Origin of the sequence: Pseudomonas sp. NPDC099000 (genome assembly GCF_044759925.1) — a bacterium.
Lineage (GTDB): Bacteria > Pseudomonadota > Gammaproteobacteria > Pseudomonadales > Pseudomonadaceae > Aquipseudomonas.
Window position 1 is genome coordinate 90,994 of the sequence record NZ_JBIWAF010000002.1, and the last position, 17,733, is coordinate 108,726.

Sequence of the window (17,733 nt, forward strand, 5' to 3'; positions counted from 1 at the left end):
TGTTGTGATGCTGATAGAGCTTCGCGGGCAAGCCTCGCTCCTACACTGGAATGCATTCCCCTGTAGGAGCGAGGCTTGCCCGCGAAAGCGGCCTGACAGTCGACATCGTTATTTCGCCAGCCGCCTGAGCCCAAGCACCATCGCTCCCGCCCCAATCATCATCGCCGTCAGAAACAACGGATACGAAACCCACCACGGTGTGCCCGCCGTCATCATGCTGAACTCGGACATGCCGCCAATACTCGCAATCAGGTTCAACGGCAGAAACACCACGTTAATTAACGTCAGTTTGCGCAGCAGGTTGTTCATGCTGTTGTTCATCAGGTTGCCCCGGGCGTCGATCAGCCCGGAGAACACCGTGGAGTAGATTTCCGCCTGTTTGTAGCACTGGTTGTTTTCGATGATCAGGTCGTCGATCAGGCCGATGGCTTCGGCGCTGAAGTGTTCCTTGGCCGCGTGATTGCGCAGTCGCGTCAGCACCGCGCCGTTGCTGTGAATCGCGTTGATGTAATAGATCAGGCTTTCGCTGAGGTTGAACATCTGGATCAGGTGCTGGTTCTGCATCGAGGCGTTGAATTTCTGCTGCAACTCCCGGGCAACCAGTTTGATCACCTTCAGGTGGCCCAAATAGTGATGGATATTGTTGAACAGCAGATCGAGCAGCACATCCAGCGGCGTGTTCAACCGCTGCCGGGTGCCGAGCCCGTGCAGCGGCGCATCGTCGGTGGCGATCACCAGCAATCGCTGCGCAGAAAACAACAGGCCACAGGACGACACTTCAAAGGCCAGACTGCCGGCGCCGGAATAGTTTTCCGGGCGCTTCCAGATCAGGAACAGGTTGTCGGGGTGAAACTCGATGCGCGACACCTCGTCAGGGTCCAGGGCCGAGGCCAGGGCGTGCTCATCGAGCTTGAAGTGGCTGTGCAACAGATCTCGCTCGGCGGCATCGGGATTGCTGAACAGCATCACCTCGGCATCCAGACGCTCTACCGATTGCAGCGCGCCACCGGCCAGTTGAAAGCTTTTGATCATCGGCCGTTCACCAAGCCTGGCCGCGACGTTTCAGTTCCAGGCGACGGACGAACTCTTCCAGTACCAGCGAATACAAATCGTCCTGCAAGTACGCATCTTCGATGCCGGCGTCCATGTTCGGGTTGTCGTTGACTTCGATCACCACCACCTTGTCGCCGGACTGCTTGAGGTCCACACCGTAGAGGCCGTCGCCGATCAGGTTGGCGGTTTTCACCGCCAGGTCCACCACCGCTCGCGGAGCTTCGTGAACCGCCAGGGTGCGGCATTCGCCGTTGATGTCCTGGCCCTTGGCCTTGTGGTTGTAGATTTGCCAATGGCCCTTGGACATGAAGTATTGGCAGGCGAAGATCGGTTTGCGGTTGAGCACGCCGATGCGCCAGTCGTATTCGGTGTAGAAGAATTCCTGAGCCAGCAACAGCACTGAATGTTCAAACAGTTCGGCCGTTGCTTCAAGCAGAGCCTGCTGACTTTCGACCTTGATCACGCCCCGAGAGAAACAGCCGTCGGGAATCTTCAGCACCAAGGGGAAGCCCAGGCGTTCGCCAACCCGTTCGAAATCTTCCGGTCGGTCCTTGTAGAGGATTTCAGTGGCGGGCATGCCGAGTTGATGGCTCTTGAGCAGGTCAGTCAGGTAGACCTTGTTGGTACAGCGCAGGATCGACGCCGGGTCGTCCATTACCACCAACCCTTCGCTCTCGGCTTTTTTGGCAAATCGATAGGTGTGGTTGTCGACGCTTGTGGTCTCGCGGATCAGCAGGCCGTCGTATTCGGCAATGCGCGCGTAGTCCTTGCGCTCGATCAGCTCGACATCAATGCCCAAAGTCTTGCCAACGCGCACGAAATTATCCAGTGCCTTCGCGTTGGAGGGCGGCAACGCTTCTTGCGGGTCATGCAGGATGGCCAGGTCATAACGGGCCAACCGCCGGGAGCGCGGCACACGCCAGATCTTGCGACTGAAACTGTCCAGGGAGTTGGCGAATTGATCTTCCTGATCTTCGCGCAACTTATGCAAGGCGCCGGACTTTATGCCTTCAATGTGCCAACCATTGGTTCGGCGGAACTCAACTAGTAATATTGGGCACGGGAACACTTCGAATAACTGGCGCGCCAGATCCTGCAACGGCTCTATATTGGTCTTGCCGAAGTACAACGTCAGAGTAAAGCCTTCGGTGTCGCTGTACAGATGATTGCTGAGGGCTTTTTCCAGGGGTTTATCGAGGTCGTCAAGGGCCAGGCCATACAGGGATTTTTTGGTCAGCTCACTGATGGTCCGCACCGACGGAATGACCTTGTGTCCCCGCGCTTCGGCCAGTAACGAGCAGTAATAGCCGTGCCCCAGGTACTTGTAGCTGCGGCACAGGTTGATCACCTGGACCCGCTTGCCCTGCTCGTTGTCCCGCGTTTGCTCGAGGTATTCCTGGGCGGTGACGATGTCCTCGCTGGGGAAATACGAGGCCCAGTCTTCCTTGCGTTCGACGATGATAATCAACTGACTTGAAGTTCTGCCTGCGTCATTTAAATAAGTTGCTGCCGGCAAAGTTTGCTCGGATACTTCGCGCCAATGACCTTGTACCGCTGACATAGTGATTGATCCGTTGGAGAACAAGACCTTTCCTATTAAGCACGAACTTTTTCGAAAGTCCCGTTTCGTTACGCAACTTTTACGGCGGTCATATGAACACTGTCTTTCGCTTGGCGGTAGTTGAAGACTTACCGGCGCTGCTGGAACTCGAACAGCAATGTTTCACCACAGACCGGCTCAACAGTCGCAGCTTTCTGTGGATGATCACTCGGGCGCACGGGCAGCTGTTGGTGGCCCAGCGTGGTGAGCAGTTGGTCGGCTATGCGGTGGTGCTGTTTCACCGGGGCACTTCGCTGGCGCGGCTTTATTCGATTGCGATCGCGACCGAGGCGCGCGGCAGCGGACTGGGCAAGCAGTTGCTCGAACGCATCGAGTCCTGCGCCCTTGAACATGATTGCGCCTACTTGCGGCTTGAAGTGCGTGTCGACAACCCGGCGGCGATTGCCTTGTATGAGCGCAACGGTTACCGGCGTTTCGCGCTGATCCATGATTATTACCAGGACCACGCCGATGCGCTGCGCCTGGAAAAACGCATCCTTGAGCACCGTGATTCGCGCAACATCAAAGTCCCGTGGTACCGGCAGACCACCGATTTCACCTGCGGCCCGGCCTGCCTGTTGATGGCCATGGGCGCGCTGCAAGGTGATCGATGCCTGGAGCGTCGCGAAGAACTGCAAATCTGGCGTGAGGCGACGACGGTGTTCATGACCGCAGGCCATGGCGGCTGCAGCCCTCAAGGGCTGGCGCTGGCGGCGTGGCGCCGGGGTTTTCGGGTGCGTCTGCAACTGAGCATGGAGGGGCCGCTGTTTCTCGATGGCGTGCGCGATGAGCATAAAAAAGACGTAATGCGTTTGGTGCACGAAGAGTTTACCGCGCAGATAGAAGAGACGGATGTGGAGCGAGTGATCGGTGGCCCGCTGAACCTTCCTCGGCTACTGGACGATGGCGGACAACCGCTGGTGCTGATCAGCAGCTATCGGCTGACCCGCTCCAAGGCGCCCCATTGGGTGATCGTCACCGATTGCGATGACGAATTCGTTTACCTGCACGACCCGGATGTTGATCACAGCCAGCATCGGCAACCGATGGATTGCCAGCATTTGCCGGTCACCCATGGGGAGTTCGAGAAGATGTGCAGCTTCGGCCGGGGCAAGCTTCGGGCGGCGGTCATTCTGTATGCGCGCTCATGAGTTCAGAAGCTCTCTGGCACTGGCGAATACACCAATCCACTGTGGGATTGGTGGTTTCAGGAGGTGGTTACTTCAGGCCAACTTTGTACAACCCGCCGTCATCTTCGTCGGTCAGCACATACAAGTAACCATCCGGCCCCTGTCGCACATCGCGAATGCGTTTGTTGAGCTCCCCAAGCAAGCGCTCTTCGTGAACCACTTTGTCGCCATCAAACTGCAAGCGGATCAACTCCTGGGTCACCAGCGCACCGATGAACACGTTGTGCTGCCAGACCTTGAAGCGATCAGCGTCGTAGAACGCCATGCCGCTGAGGCCGGGGGATTTCTCCCAGACATGGTGCGGCGCCACGGCGCCGTCAGCGATCTTGCCCTTGGCTTCCGGGATCGGTTGGCCGGAGTAGTTGATGCCGTGGGTCGCCAGCGGCCAGCCGTAATTCTTGCCGCGTTCGATGATGTTGATCTCATCACCGCCCTGCGGGCCGTGCTCATTCTCCCAGAGCACGCCGGTCCATGGATTGAGCACCGCGCCTTGCGGATTGCGCTGGCCATAGGACCAGATTTCCGGGCGCACGCCAGCCTGACCGACAAAGGGGTTGTCGTCCGGGACTTTGCCGTCCGGGTAGATCCGCACGACCTTGCCTTGCAACTTGTCGAGGTCCTGCGCGGTCGGCCGATCGTTGTTTTCGCCCAGGGTGATAAACAGGTAGCCGTCGCGATCAAACACCAATCGTGAGCCGAAGTGGTTGCCGACCGAGAGCTTGGGCTCCTGGCGGAAAATCACTTTGAAGTCCTTGAGGGTTTTCAGGTCCTCGGACAATTGCCCTCGCCCGACCGCCGTGCCGGCCTTGTCGCCCGCACCACCGCCCTCGGCGTAAGACAGATAAACCGTGCGGTCCTGCTTGAAGTCGGGCGACAGCACCACGTCCAGCAAACCACCCTGCCCCTTGGCCCAGACCTTGGGCACTCCATTGATCGGCGCCGACAGCTTGCCGTCGTAATCCACCACCCGAAGGTTGCCGGGCCGTTCGGTGACCAGCATGCCCTTGCGATCGGGCAGAAACGCCAAGGCCCACGGATGTTCCAGGCCCTTGGCAACTTGCCAGACCTCTAGGGTGCCCTGCTCGCTTTTCATATCCTGGGGTGGCGCCGCAAGAACAGGTGCCGTGGCGGTGATCAGGACGCCGGCGCAGAAAGTGGCCAAGAGGGTTTTACGCAACATGCACGATTCCTTTTGTCGTTCGAATGGCTGGCAAGACACTGTCCTGCCGTTCAACGGTTGCTGGTGTCTGAATCTCGATGAGGCGGATTGGGAATGAATTTGGGAGGGCTAGCGGGCGCCGTTCGGTCCTGGGGATAGCGATTGCCGATGCCGCCGTTATCCAGGGTCGGTGGACGCGGCACCGGAACGGTAGTTGGCCCGCGAATGACCGGGGCTGCAGGTTGTGTGCCTTGCATGCTATTGGGATTGGCCCGGCGGATCGGGCTGTTGTAAGGATTACTGGAATTGCCCGTTGGGCTCTGGGCCAGCAGCATTAACGAAGGTGGCGATGCCTGGGCCAGCTGACTCAACAGGCCACTGAATGCCAGTACGGTGCAGGCGAGCACGAATCTGTTCATGGGAAGCCTCTGGGCGTCAGCGTGGATAGGATCTTCGATAGCACGCTACGCCCGGGGTTCGGATTTGTTAACTAAAACCTCTTTCATAAGATGTAACACCAGTTAACGACCCAGCAGGACCGGGCCGCAGCCCGCTGAAACTTTTGCGCCGCGCCGCGGGTCACCTGATCACATCACTCGCGAGTAGACGACCATGGCACGGGCAATCTGGAAAGGCGCAATCAGTTTCGGGCTGGTGCATATCCCTGTGGCGTTGGTTTCGGCGACGTCTTCTCAAGGGGTGGATTTCGACTGGCTCGACAGTCGCAGCATGGACCCGGTGGGTTACAAGCGCGTCAACAAGGTCACCGGCAAGGAAGTCACCAAGGAGCACATCGTCAAAGGTGTGCAGTACGAAAAAGGCCGTTACGTGGTGCTCAGCGAAGAGGAAATCAAGTCGGCGCACCCGTTGTCCACGCAGACCATTGACATCTTTTCCTTTGTCGACGCCGAACAGATCCCCCTGCAAAACATCGACACGCCCTACTACCTGGCGCCGGATAAACGCGGCGGCAAGGTCTATGCGCTGTTGCGCGAAACCCTCAGCAAAACCAATAAAGTGGCGCTCGCCCATGTTGTCCTGCATACCCGCCAGCACCTGGCGGCGCTGATGCCGCTGGAATCGGCCATGGTGCTGGTGATGCTGCGTTGGCCCGCCGAAGTGCGCAGTCTGAATACCCTGGAGTTGGGTACTGAAGTGACCAAACCCGAACTGGTCAAGGGCGAACTTGATATGGCCAAGCGTCTGGTGCAAGACATGAGCGCGGACTGGAAACCTGAGGATTACCGCGACACTTTTGAAGACAAGATCATGGCGCTGGTCGAGAAGAAGGCGAATGAAGGCAAGATCGAGGATGTGGAAACAGCGACGGGTGAAGAGGAACGTAAGTCGGCTGATGTGATTGATTTGACTGAGTTGCTTAAACGCAGTTTGGGGGGCAAGGCTGGCGGGAAGACGGCTGCGAAACCGAAGGCTGCGGAGAAACCGGCAGCAGCGAAAAAAACCACGAAGCGGTCGAGTGGTTGATCGTACGGAGTGTCTGAGCGTTTTTCGGAGAATCTACCGGCCCCATCGCCAGCAGGCTAGCTCCCACAGTTGGAATGCATTTCATTGTGGGAGCCAGCCTGCTGGCGATGGCGTAATAAGCGGCGACGCAGAATTCAGATCAGCACAAAAACGGCCAGCAACCCACCAAAAATCGCCCACTTCTCAAGGTAGTAAAGTTTGCGATTACTCTTCTTCAGCGCCTTGCCCCGCAGGCGAATCTTGTAAATCTTGGCGAACAGACGGTTGATGCCACCGGTCTTGTCCCCCGCATCATTCGGCGCGCCCGCCGCCGACATCACGTTACGGCTGAACCAGCCATTGAACGCCGCCGCCCAGCGATACTTCATCGGCCGCTCGACGTCGCAGAACAGAATGATACGGTTTTGCTCGGTGGTGTTTTCGGCGTAGTGAATGAAGGTCTCGTCGAACATTACCGCTTCACCGTCGCGCCAGTGGTAGTTCTCACCATCGACGTTGATGTAGCAACCGGCATCGTTCGGCGTTTCCAGGCCCAGGTGATAGCGGTACGAGCCGGCGTAGGGATCGCGGTGGCGGACCAGTTTGGAACCCGGTGGCAACTCGGCGAACATCGCGGCTTTGATCGACCCGATGCTTTGCACCAACTCAGTGGTGCGTGGGCAGAGTTTCGTCGCCGAAGGATGACTGTCGCCGTACCACTTCAAATAGAAACGCTTCCAGCCGGTCTTGAAGAACGAGTTGAAACCGACGTCGTCGTATTGGTTCGAGCGCTTGATCTCCCCGGCGTTGAGCAGGTTCTGGCCTTCCGCGCGAATTTCTTCCCAATGTTCCTGCAACGGACTCAGGTCCGGGAAGTCGGCGGGATTGAGGTAAGGCTTGTTGGGGATTTTCGAAAACAGGTAAAGGAAGCAATTGATCGGCGCGAGAAACGACGAGTGATCGCTCAGTTGGCGGCCAAGCTTGTGACGCACCCGACCGCGCAGGTGCACGTAGGCAATGGATACAACATAAATAGTGGCAATGATCAGTTTCACAGAAATCGTCACACGTCAGAAGTGAACAAACTGCGTCCCCTGCCGACCAATCGACCTTAGGGCTTGTGCAGCGTCTGAAAACGAAACAGCGGTCCCGGTAGCGCGTCCTTGAGCCTGTGCCGAGGGTATGCGGGAGGTGAAAAGTGGCATTTTAGGCTCATTTTGTAACCAATAGTTAACCTTCAAATGTGAAAATCTGTCCGTTGGTGCCGTCAAAGCGCCCGTGCGGCCTCAACGCCCTATCGTTTAAAGAGCCAGACCAGTACAATCGCCGCCAAACATTACGCGCCCCCCTTGGTTGATGACGGGAATGAACCCCGTCTCAGCGCACTTCGACTCGGGCCAAGCGCTCCATATGCTGCTGTCCACTTATTGCCAGATGGACCTTCCGCTTCTGACCGGGATGCATTTCCTATGGTTCGAATACCGGAAACGGGTACTGAATCGGTACTGCCGCAACCCTAGCTACTCTGAATGCTTCGCAGGAAAAACCTTTGATCTCTACAGCTAACATCACGATGCAGTTCGGCGCCAAGCCGCTATTCGAAAACGTTTCGGTCAAATTCGCCGCGGGCAACCGCTACGGCCTGATCGGCGCCAACGGTTGCGGCAAGTCGACCTTCATGAAAATCCTCGGCGGCGACCTCGAGCCGTCCGGCGGCCAGGTCATGCTCGAGCCGAACGTGCGCCTGGGTAAATTGCGCCAGGACCAGTTCGCCTACGAAGAATTCACCGTCATCGACACCGTGATCATGGGTCACGAAGAGCTGTGGAAGGTTAAAGCCGAGCGCGATCGCATTTACTCGCTGCCGGAAATGACCGAAGAAGACGGCATGGCTGTGGCCGAGCTGGAAACCGAATTCGCCGAAATGGACGGCTACACCGCCGAATCCCGTGCCGGTGAATTGCTGCTGGGCCTGGGTATCGGCATCGAGCAGCACTTCGGCCCGATGAGCGAGGTTTCCCCAGGCTGGAAACTGCGCGTATTGCTGGCTCAAGCGCTGTTCTCCGATCCTGAAGTGCTGTTGCTCGACGAACCGACCAACCACCTGGACATCAACACCATCCGCTGGCTGGAAAACATTCTGACCCAGCGCTCCAGCCTGATGATCATCATCTCTCACGACCGTCACTTCCTGAACAGCGTGTGCACCCACATGGCTGACCTGGACTACGGCGAGCTGCGTCTGTTCCCGGGCAACTACGACGAGTACATGACCGTGGCGACCCAGTCCCGCGAGCAACTGCTGTCGGACAACGCCAAGAAGAAAGCGCAGATTTCCGAGCTGCAATCGTTCGTCAGCCGCTTCTCGGCCAACGCCTCGAAAGCCAAGCAGGCCACTTCCCGCGCCAAGGCGATCGACAAGATCCAGCTGGCCGAGGTCAAGCCTTCGAGCCGTGTGAGCCCGTTCATCCGTTTCGAACAAACCAAGAAGCTGCACCGTCAGGCGGTCATCGTCGAGCGTATGGCCAAAGGCTTCGACGGCAAGCCGCTGTTCAAGGACTTCAGCTTCGTTGTTGAAGCGGGCGAGCGCGTGGCGATCATCGGCCCGAACGGCATCGGCAAAACCACCCTCCTGCGCACCCTGGTCAACGAACTGACCCCGGATGCCGGTACCGTGAAATGGACCGACGCCGCGGAACTGGGCTACTACGCCCAGGACCATGCACACGACTTCGAAGACGACTGCAACCTGTTCGACTGGATGGGCCAATGGACCCAGGGCGGCGAGCAGATCGTTCGCGGCACCCTCGGTCGCATGCTGTTCTCCAACGACGAGATCCTCAAGTCGGTCAAGGTCATCTCCGGTGGTGAGCAAGGTCGCATGCTGTTCGGCAAGCTGATCCTGCAAAAGCCGAACGTGCTGATCATGGACGAACCGACCAACCACTTGGACATGGAATCCATCGAAGCGCTGAACCTGGCGCTGGAGAACTACCCGGGCACGCTGATCTTCGTCAGCCACGACCGTGAGTTCGTATCGTCCCTGGCCACCCGCATTATCGAACTCAGCCCTAGCGGCGTGATCGACTTTAGCGGTACTTATGATGACTACCTGCGCAGCCAGGGCGTTGTGTTTTAAGAGCAGCTATTAGTTTCAAGCTGCAAGCGGCAAGTAAAAGCCCTGTCCTGGTGACGGGGCTTTTTGCATTCGAGGCCGAATGGATTTGGGTGCCGATGGCCCCTTCGCGGGCAAGCCTCGCTCCTACGGGATTGATGTCGTCTACAACAATTGCGCACGACGCAAATCCTGTAGGAGCGAGGCTTGCCCGCGAAGAGGCCCTCGAACTCAACGAATATAGTTAGCCTGCTTCCTTTTATTCCCCGCCCAAGCCATGATGCAACTCTCCCACCGTTGCCCGCGAACGAGCCGTCATGTCTGTGCAGCAACTGCCACCGCAAAGCTCCATGGCGATCACCCTGCAGATCGTCTCCATCGTTTTCTACACCTTTATTGCCTTCCTCTGCATCGGCCTTCCGATTGCGGTACTGCCGGGTTACGTCCATGAGCAACTGGGTTTCAGCGCCATCGTCGCGGGACTGACCATTGGCTCTCAATACCTGGCCACCCTGCTCAGTCGCCCAATGGCCGGGCGTATGTCAGACACCATTGGCACGAAACGGGCGATTGTTTATGGCTTGTCGGGGATTGTGCTGAGTGGCGTGCTGACGTTGATTTCGACGCTGCTGCAAAGCTTTCCATTGCTGAGCCTGTTGATCCTGATCGCCGGTCGCCTGTTGCTCGGCATCGCCCAGGGCTTGATTGGCGTGGGCACGATCAGCTGGTGCATGGGCCAGGTCGGTGCGGAGCACACCGCGCGCTCGATTTCGTGGAACGGCATTGCGTCTTACGGCGCGATTGCGATCGGTGCGCCGCTGGGCGTGGTAATGGTCGCGGAGTACGGCTTTGCCAGCCTGGGGATCGCGCTGTCACTGCTGGCCCTGGCCGCCTTGTTGCTGATCCGCAATAAACCCTCGGTGCCGGTGATTCGTGGCGAACGCCTGCCCTTCTGGGCGGTGTTCGGGCGCATTGCGCCATTTGGTGCGAGCCTGAGCCTGGCCTCCATCGGTTACGGCACCCTGACGACTTTTATCACCTTGTATTACGTCAGCCGTGGCTGGAGCGGAGCGGCCTATTGCCTGACCGTCTTCGGAATCTGCTTTATTTTGTCGCGATTGCTGTTTATCTCGGCGATCAGCCGCTTCGGCGGTTTCACTTCGGCGATTGCCTGCATGAGCATTGAAACCGTGGGCCTGGTGCTGCTGTGGCTCGCGCCCTCGACCGGTTATGCGCTGATCGGCGCGGGCCTGGCGGGTTTCGGCCTGTCGCTGGTGTATCCAGCGCTGGGGGTTGAAGCGATCAAGCAAGTGCCCAATTCCAGTCGTGGCGCGGGTTTGAGTGCTTATGCGGTGTTTTTCGATCTGGCACTGGCGATTGCCGGGCCGTTGATGGGTGCGGTGGCGTTGAACCTGGGGTACTCGTGGATTTTCTTTAGTGCGGCGATGTTGTCGGTGACCGGACTCGGTTTGACCTTGCTACTCAAACGCCGCGCAATGGCCTGACACCTGTGCTCCCACAGGAGTTCGGGGAAAATCACTGATCGGCGGTCTGCATCCCGGCCCGGGTAGGTTTGCCCAGCGCATGGGAGAAAAACCGCCCGGCTTCGGACACCATGTTGCGATGGATGTCTTCGCGGTCGACGCCGTCGGCATCGGTGCACAGCGCCGGCATGGCGGCGATCTGCTCTTCATTGCAAGGCGCCATGAACACGAAGTGCCCTGCCCCGGCCAGCAGTTTGAAGTCCGGGGCGATCGGCAGTTTGCGCGCCAAGGCTGCGGCGTTTTTGTCGAATGCCACCAGTTTGTCGCCATCGCCACTGTAGAGCAGCACCGGCACATGCACATCGGCCAAGGTGTGACGGCCGAACTTCAGGCTCAGCGGCGCCATCAGCAGCAACGCATGCACCCGTGGATCCGCCACGGGATGCAAGTCATCTCGGTCGACAATCAGCTCGCCATGGGTGTTGCAGGCATCGCGGTCGTCCGGGCGTTCCTGGCAGTAGCGGCGCAGACGATCCAGGTCAGGCGTTGCGCCGGACAAAATCAACGCGGTCTCTCCTCCCGCCGAATAACCGATCACGCCGACCTGATCGGCATTGACGAAAGGCGCGAGCATGCGGTCGCCCAGGGTCGCGGTAATGGCTTCGGAAATCTGGATGGGTCGGCCGTAAAGGTTACTCAACGTACCGAGGCGGCTGTGATCTTTGGAGTTGTCACCGGGATGGATCACCGCCACCACCACAAACCCTTTGCGCGCCAGCGAGGTGGCGAGGTCGTGCAATGCCAGCGGGGTTCCGGTATTGCCGTGAGACAGCATCAGCATCGGGAAACGGCCCATGGCGACTCGGGTGTCCTCGCCCGCTTCGACGGTGTAACCCTCGATTTTGCTGGTGTGTTCCCGGTCGCTGGAGGGATAGAACGCGATGGCGCGCATCGGCTGCAGATCCAGCGGGTCGAGAAAACTCATCTCATGGAAGCCGACGCTCCAGTGAGGATGCGGCGCAGGCGCGGCGTGCACTGAATTCAGGCTGCTAAGCAGGCAAATCAGAAACGTTGCACAAAGACGCACCATGGGATGCCCCACCTTGTTACTGGACCGGAGTCGGTAACCCTCGACTGCATAACCCGGGCCACAATCTGTAATGACCAGAAACAAAAAACTCCGTATCTGGCACTTGCGTGATCAGAATACAGAGTTTTTTGGGTGGTGCCTGAGCTGTTTGAGCTCTTTACGCAAGTCTTACGCAGCGGCGAACAGTTGCTCGCTGATTTGCGTGTGAGCGTCGCTCATGGCTTTGGTGCGCACTTCGTCACCGTAGGCCAGGCCATGGGCGCGAACAAACTCAATATCGGTGATACCGATGAAGCCAAACAGCACCTTCAAGTACTCTTCGTGGGCAACGCCAGTCGCCTGACCGGCATGCAGACCGCCGGAAGTCGAGACGATCACGACTTTCTTGCCACCGCACAGGCCTTCAGGGCCGGCTTCGGTATAGCGGAAGGTCTGACCGGCAACGGCAATGCGATCGATCCAGGCCTTGAGTTGGGTCGGGATGGTGAAGTTGTACATCGGCGCTGCGATCACAACAGCATCAGCCGCGAGGAATTCGGCCAGGGTGGTGGCGCTCAACTCGGCTTCGTGCTGTTGCGCGGCGTTGCGCAGTTCAGCGGTGGTGCCGGCGGCAACCAGAGTGGTGGCGGAGAAATGACTGATGGCATCCGCGGCCAGGTCGCGGTAGGTCACTACGGCGGTTGGCTCGGCGGCTTGCCAGGCGTTGACGACTTCGCTGCTCAGCAGACGGGAAGCCGAGTTGTCACCAAGAATGCTCGAATCGATATGCAACAGTTTCATAAGGGATCTCCAGGTGAGGATCGCCACCGGGCGATCTGATGGGGAGAATCCTACAGATGAAACCAATAGCTGATTAGCCCGCAACAATGCGATAGTTCGTCCCACTGATAGAACAATCGGATTTCAACCATGCAAGACCTCAACGACCTCTACTATTTCGCCAAGGTGGTCGAAGCCGGCGGCTTCGCAGCGGCCGGGCGTTTGCTGGGGATTCCCAAGTCCCGGTTGTCGCGACGTATCGCCGAGCTGGAAGAACGCCTCGGCGCGCGCCTGCTGCAACGCACCACCCGGCAGCTCAAGTTGACGGCGGTGGGCGAACGTTACCTGCGGCACTGTCAGGCGATGCTGCTGGAAGCCGAGATGGCCGATGAAGCCGTGGCCAGTATGTCCAGCGAACCTCGCGGACGCTTGCGGGTGTCCTGCCCCGTCGGGCTGGCCCACGAAATGCTGCCGACGGTGATCAGCCGATTCCTCGAAAAACACCCCCAGGTGCAACTGGAAGTCATGCTGCTCAATCGCCGGGTCGATCTGGTAACTGAAGGTGTCGATGTCGCGCTGCGGGTCCGTGAGTTGGGCGATGAAGATCCGCTGCTGGTTACTCGTCGCTTGCGCCAGGCCCAGATGGCGATGGTCGCCAGCCCGGCCTTCCTGCACGGACGTGAGATCAACCACCCCGAAGACCTGAAAACCTTACCGGTGCTCGGCGCGCTGGAAGCTGACCGCATGGTGCACATTCGCATGCTCGATCAGCAGGGCAAAAGCTATGACTTGAGCCTGGAAGCGCGATTGGGCATCGACGATTTCATCGTGCGCAAGGCCTGCACGCTCGCCAGCCAGGGTTTCACCATGCTGCCGATGATGTATTGCGAGCAGGAACTGGAAAATGGTTCGCTGGTGCAGTTGCTGCCCGACTGGTCTTTGCCTGGCGGCTGGCTGCAAGCGGTCTACCCTCATCGACGCGGAGTGATGCCGGCCGTGCGGGCCTGGATCGACCATTTGATCGAATCATTCAATGCCTGTGGGGACCGATTGATATGAAGGCTGGACGCATGAGCGAAGAGGACGTCGCGCAATTCTGTCTCGCGCTGCCCGGTGCTCGAGAAGACTATAAATGGGGAGGCGTTCGGGTGTTTTCGATTGCCGGGAACAAGATGTTCGCCTTGCAGAACCTGCGCGGCGACTCCCTGGCGTTCAAGGTCGACAAGGACCTGTTCCTCGGGCATTGCGATCGCCCGGGCATTCACCCGGCGCCGTACCTGGCGCGGGCCCAGTGGATCATCATGCAATTGCCCTACCCGCTGGCATCCGAGGAGCTGCAGGCGTTGTTGAAACGCTCCCATCAACTGGTGGTGAGCAAACTGCCCAAGCGCACCCAGGTCAGCTTGCTGCTTTAAAATCCTTTCTTTTAGAACAATGCAAACAAATGGGCGCCGAGGAACAACTGGTCGATCCAGAACACCTGGTGCATCAGCACAATGAGCCAGAACACCAGCTGAAACGAGACCTTGCGGGTCTTGTGCCGAAACACTTGCTGCGCCAACAAGGCACCCGGCCAACCGCCCGCCAGCTCCACCGCGTGCAACACGTTCTCCGGGGTCCGCCAGCTGTCGGCGCGAGCCTTGCGCTTGTCGCTCCAGTACAGAAAGAACGCCAGCACGCTGACGATGCCGTAGGCCGCCAGCGGAATCAGCGACACCCCGCGCAGCCAAAGCGACACCGATCCCGTCAGCGGCAACGCGCACAGGATCGCCAGCACCAGCAGTTTCAGCCGAGGATGCTGGACCCGTTCGCCCCCGGACCTGCGTCCGGGGTTGTCGCGCGTGCTGGAGTCACTCATGGCGTGACCGCGGTCCAGTCGACCCAGCCAAACTGCCAGGTGGCCAGGATCACCAGGCCGAACGCGATGCGATACCAGGCGAATGCCGCGTAACTGTGACTGCCGATGAACACCAGCAAGGCCCTGACGGCAATCATCGCGAAGATGAATGCCGTGACAAAACCGATCGCGAACACCGGAAAGTCAGACGGCACGAACAGGTCGCGGTACTTGTAGCCTGAGTACACCGCTGCCGCGACCATGGTCGGCATCGCCAGGAAAAACGAGAACTCCGTGGCAGTCTTGCGCGACAACCCGAACAGCAAGCCGCCAATGATGGTCGAGCCGGAACGCGAGGTCCCGGGAATCATGGCAAGGCATTGGGCAAAGCCGACTTTCAGGGCGTCTTTCCAGGTTATTTCGTCGACGGTGTGGGCGTGCACTTCGTGCTGGCGCCGTTCAGCCCAGAGCATGACGATACCGCCCACGACCAATGCCGTGGCCACGGTGATCGGGTTGAACAGGTAGTGGTGAATCAAATCGGAAAAAATCACCCCCAGCACCACGGCCGGCATGAAGGCGATCAGCAGGTTCGCGGTAAAGCGTCGAGCGCTTGGCTGAGTCCGCAAGCCGGTGACCACATCGAAGATCTTGCGGCGAAACTCCCACACCACTGCCAGGATCGCCCCCAACTGGATAATGATGTTGAAAGCGATGGCCCGTTCGCCACCGAAGTTGAGCAAGTCCGCCACAATGATCTGGTGACCGGTACTGGAAATGGGCAAAAACTCCGTCAGCCCTTCTACAACGCCCAGAATCAATGCCTGAAAGGCAGTCCAAAGTTCCATCAATCCCCCAAAGGCGATGCGCCAAGGCATGCCCCATTAGTTTTTTAAGCGTTCATCGCGCCAAGCGTAGCTGAAGTCCCGCGCGCAAAGGATCCAGACGGAGCCGTAAACATTCCGTGAAAAATCAACTTGGATTCAGGTTTTTCCGCGCGGGGCCGAAATCCTATCAGACAAGCCCTGAGAACGCTGCCGCGTAATGAGACTTGGGTCGCATATGCCCGACCGGCAAAGCGTGGTTGGATGCTGGCAATCGTTTATTACAAGAAAAAGAAATCGGAGTGACAGCGTTATGAACAGCTTGCGCAGTGTGTCGATCAGCCGACGCTTGTGGCTCATCTTGATCGTGTCGGTGGTGATGTTATTGACGTTGGGCGTGTTGATGCTCAAGCAGATCCATAACGATCTTTACCAGGCAAAGGCCCAGAAAACCCAGCACGTGGTGCAGACCGCCAGTGGCATTCTGACCTACTACCACGGCCTGGAAACCGCCGGCACGCTCACCCGCGACGCGGCGCAGAAGCAGGCGCTGACCGCCGTGCGCGGACTACGCTATGACCAGAACGACTATTTCTGGATCAACGATCTGACGCCGGTGATGGTCATGCACCCGGCCAACCCAAAACTCGATGGGCAGAACCTCTCGGCGATCCGCGACCCGGACGGCTTTGCGCTGTTCAACGAAATGGTGGCCGTCGCCAAGGCCAAAGGCGCCGGTACGGTCAACTACCGCTGGCCTAAACCGGGTGCCAGCGCCCCGGTGGAAAAAACCTCCTACGTCAAATTGTTCGAGCCTTGGGGCTGGGTGATTGGCTCAGGCGTATACATCGATGACATGCAGGCCGAGTTCTACGGTCAGGTTTGGAAAGCTTCTTTTGTCGGCCTGGTGATTGCGCTGATCATGGCGTTGCTGGTGATCATGATTGCTCGCAGCATCGTGCGTCCGCTCCAGGCCACGGTGAACGCCATGGCCAACATCGCCAGCGGCGAAAGCGACCTGACCCGCAGCCTCGACACCCACGGCCAGGATGAAGTCACTCAGCTGGCCCGACACTTCAATGCCTTCACCGCCAAACTGCGAGGGGTGATCAGCGAGCTGCAAGTGTCCGCCAGTGCCTTGGGCCAGTCGTCCAGCGATCTGGGCAACGACGCCGCCCAGGCCCAGCAACGCAGTCAGCAACAGTCCCAGCAAATGGAGCTGGTGGCGACCGCGATCAACGAAGTGACTTACGGCGTGCAGGACGTGGCCAAGAATGCCGAGCATGCGGCCAGCGAAATGCGCGATGCCGAATCCCAGGCACAGCAGGGGCAGGTCAACATTGATGGCAGCTTGCAGCAGATCGACAAACTGTCCGGCACCATCGATCAAGCCGTGGAAGTGATTCGCACCCTGGCAGCTGAAAGCACCCAGATTGGCAGTGTCCTGGAGGTGATCCGCTCCATCGCCGAGCAAACCAACCTGCTGGCCCTCAACGCCGCCATCGAGGCCGCCCGTGCGGGTGAGCAAGGTCGAGGGTTTGCGGTGGTGGCCGATGAAGTGCGCCTGTTGGCCCAGCGTACCCAGAAGTCCACGGCGGAAATCCAGTCGATGATCGAACGCCTGCAAACTCACTCCGAAGCGGCAGTCAAAGTGATCGGCGACAGCAGCCGAGCCTCGCAACTGACCATCGAACAGGCCGGCCTGGCGGGCGCCAGCCTGAATGCAATCGGCCAGGCGTTGCGCAACCTCAACGGGCTGAACGCATCAATCGCCAGTGCGACCCTGCAGCAAGCCCATGTGGTGGAAGACATCAATCAGAACGTCACCCAGGCCGCGGGGTTGTCCCACAGCACCGCGCTGGCGGCGGAGCAGTCGAGTGTGGCTAGTGTGCGGCTAAAGGACTTGAGTGAGCAGTTGAACGGCCTGCTCAAACAGTTCCGGGTGTAACAACGCCCTTGTAGCAGCTGCCCTGTGGCGAGGGGGCTTGCCCCCGTTCGGCTGAGGAGCAGTCGTGAATTCAGACATCGCGGTGCATCAGATAGTCCGTGCGTTCAGGTTTTACGACTGCTTCGCAGCCGAACGGGGGCAAGCCCCCTCGCCACAGGGCAGCTGCTACAGACCGCGAGAGCCGGTTCTACTTGGCGACGCCTGCCGGTA

Annotated in this window: 16 protein-coding genes; 7 read left to right on the top strand and 9 right to left on the bottom strand. The window is 58.9% G+C overall.

Annotation, left to right across the window (positions count from 1 at the left end; all coding sequences use genetic code 11):
- Window positions 1–108 precede the first annotated feature (108 nt).
- Together ACIQV9_RS02640 and ACIQV9_RS02645 are read right to left on the bottom strand one after the other, a co-directional pair.
- Window positions 109–1,032 (bottom strand): magnesium transporter CorA family protein, encoded by a 924-nt coding sequence (locus tag ACIQV9_RS02640; RefSeq protein ID WP_403097843.1) that lies wholly within the window; start codon window positions 1,030–1,032, stop codon window positions 109–111.
- A 7-nt stretch (window positions 1,033–1,039) separates the two neighbouring features.
- The gene (locus tag ACIQV9_RS02645; protein WP_403097845.1) at window positions 1,040–2,614 is read right to left on the bottom strand and encodes a RimK family protein; all 1,575 of its coding nucleotides are present in this window, start codon (window positions 2,612–2,614) and stop codon (window positions 1,040–1,042) included.
- 92 nt (window positions 2,615–2,706) lie between these two features.
- Here ACIQV9_RS02645 and rimI point away from each other — a divergent pair, with 92 nt between their 5' ends.
- Complete coding sequence (gene rimI, locus ACIQV9_RS02650; protein WP_403097848.1) at window positions 2,707–3,804, top strand: ribosomal protein S18-alanine N-acetyltransferase; 1,098 nt, start codon at window positions 2,707–2,709, stop codon at window positions 3,802–3,804.
- 67 nt (window positions 3,805–3,871) lie between these two features.
- Here rimI and ACIQV9_RS02655 read toward each other — a convergent pair whose 3' ends face one another.
- Window positions 3,872–5,023, bottom strand: coding sequence for a PQQ-dependent sugar dehydrogenase (locus ACIQV9_RS02655; RefSeq protein WP_403097851.1), 1,152 nt, complete (start codon window positions 5,021–5,023; stop codon window positions 3,872–3,874).
- A 50-nt stretch (window positions 5,024–5,073) separates the two neighbouring features.
- Window positions 5,074–5,421: a hypothetical protein gene (locus ACIQV9_RS02660; RefSeq protein ID WP_403097854.1), complete on the bottom strand. Its 348-nt coding sequence runs from the start codon at window positions 5,419–5,421 to the stop codon at window positions 5,074–5,076.
- A 193-nt stretch (window positions 5,422–5,614) separates the two neighbouring features.
- On the opposite strand from ACIQV9_RS02660, the gene ACIQV9_RS02665 reads away from it, so the two are divergent.
- Window positions 5,615–6,487 carry a Ku protein gene (locus tag ACIQV9_RS02665; RefSeq protein ID WP_403097856.1) on the top strand — a complete coding sequence of 291 codons (873 nt, stop codon included), beginning with the start codon at window positions 5,615–5,617 and terminating at the stop codon, window positions 6,485–6,487.
- A 134-nt stretch (window positions 6,488–6,621) separates the two neighbouring features.
- Here the strand turns inward: ACIQV9_RS02665 and lpxO are convergent, their stop codons facing one another.
- The gene (gene lpxO, locus ACIQV9_RS02670) at window positions 6,622–7,521 is read right to left on the bottom strand and encodes a lipid A hydroxylase LpxO (RefSeq protein WP_403097859.1); all 900 of its coding nucleotides are present in this window, start codon (window positions 7,519–7,521) and stop codon (window positions 6,622–6,624) included.
- Between the two features lie 494 nt (window positions 7,522–8,015).
- Between lpxO and ACIQV9_RS02675 the strand changes: the two genes are divergently transcribed.
- Together ACIQV9_RS02675 and ACIQV9_RS02680 are read left to right on the top strand one after the other, a co-directional pair.
- Window positions 8,016–9,605, top strand: a complete 1,590-nt coding sequence (locus tag ACIQV9_RS02675) for an ABC-F family ATPase (protein ID WP_403097861.1) — start codon at window positions 8,016–8,018, stop codon at window positions 9,603–9,605.
- Between the two features lie 293 nt (window positions 9,606–9,898).
- Entirely contained in the window at window positions 9,899–11,086 is a 1,188-nt protein-coding gene (locus ACIQV9_RS02680; RefSeq protein WP_403097864.1) for an MFS transporter, read from the top strand.
- A gap of 31 nt (window positions 11,087–11,117) precedes the next feature.
- Here ACIQV9_RS02680 and ACIQV9_RS02685 read toward each other — a convergent pair whose 3' ends face one another.
- Both ACIQV9_RS02685 and ACIQV9_RS02690 read right to left on the bottom strand, forming a co-directional pair.
- Window positions 11,118–12,155 carry an alpha/beta hydrolase family protein gene (locus ACIQV9_RS02685; protein ID WP_403097867.1) on the bottom strand — a complete coding sequence of 346 codons (1,038 nt, stop codon included), beginning with the start codon at window positions 12,153–12,155 and terminating at the stop codon, window positions 11,118–11,120.
- A 168-nt stretch (window positions 12,156–12,323) separates the two neighbouring features.
- Window positions 12,324–12,935, bottom strand: a complete 612-nt coding sequence (locus ACIQV9_RS02690) for an FMN-dependent NADH-azoreductase (protein ID WP_403097870.1) — start codon at window positions 12,933–12,935, stop codon at window positions 12,324–12,326.
- 129 nt (window positions 12,936–13,064) lie between these two features.
- Between ACIQV9_RS02690 and ACIQV9_RS02695 the strand changes: the two genes are divergently transcribed.
- Together ACIQV9_RS02695 and ACIQV9_RS02700 are read left to right on the top strand one after the other, a co-directional pair.
- Entirely contained in the window at window positions 13,065–13,973 is a 909-nt protein-coding gene (locus tag ACIQV9_RS02695; RefSeq protein WP_403097873.1) for a LysR substrate-binding domain-containing protein, read from the top strand.
- Window positions 13,970–14,329, top strand: a complete 360-nt coding sequence (locus tag ACIQV9_RS02700) for an MmcQ/YjbR family DNA-binding protein (protein WP_403097876.1) — start codon at window positions 13,970–13,972, stop codon at window positions 14,327–14,329. The genes ACIQV9_RS02695 and ACIQV9_RS02700 overlap by 4 nt, the downstream gene beginning before the upstream one ends.
- Before the next feature lie 11 nt (window positions 14,330–14,340).
- Here ACIQV9_RS02700 and ACIQV9_RS02705 read toward each other — a convergent pair whose 3' ends face one another.
- Window positions 14,341–14,772, bottom strand: a complete 432-nt coding sequence (locus ACIQV9_RS02705) for a DUF1294 domain-containing protein (protein ID WP_403097879.1) — start codon at window positions 14,770–14,772, stop codon at window positions 14,341–14,343.
- Complete coding sequence (locus tag ACIQV9_RS02710) at window positions 14,769–15,599, bottom strand: undecaprenyl-diphosphate phosphatase (RefSeq protein ID WP_403097882.1); 831 nt, start codon at window positions 15,597–15,599, stop codon at window positions 14,769–14,771. Before ACIQV9_RS02710 ends, ACIQV9_RS02705 begins: the two co-directional genes overlap by 4 nt.
- A 289-nt stretch (window positions 15,600–15,888) precedes the next feature.
- Here ACIQV9_RS02710 and ACIQV9_RS02715 point away from each other — a divergent pair, with 289 nt between their 5' ends.
- The gene (locus ACIQV9_RS02715; protein WP_403097885.1) at window positions 15,889–17,523 is read left to right on the top strand and encodes a methyl-accepting chemotaxis protein; all 1,635 of its coding nucleotides are present in this window, start codon (window positions 15,889–15,891) and stop codon (window positions 17,521–17,523) included.
- Window positions 17,524–17,733: the final 210 nt, after the last annotated feature.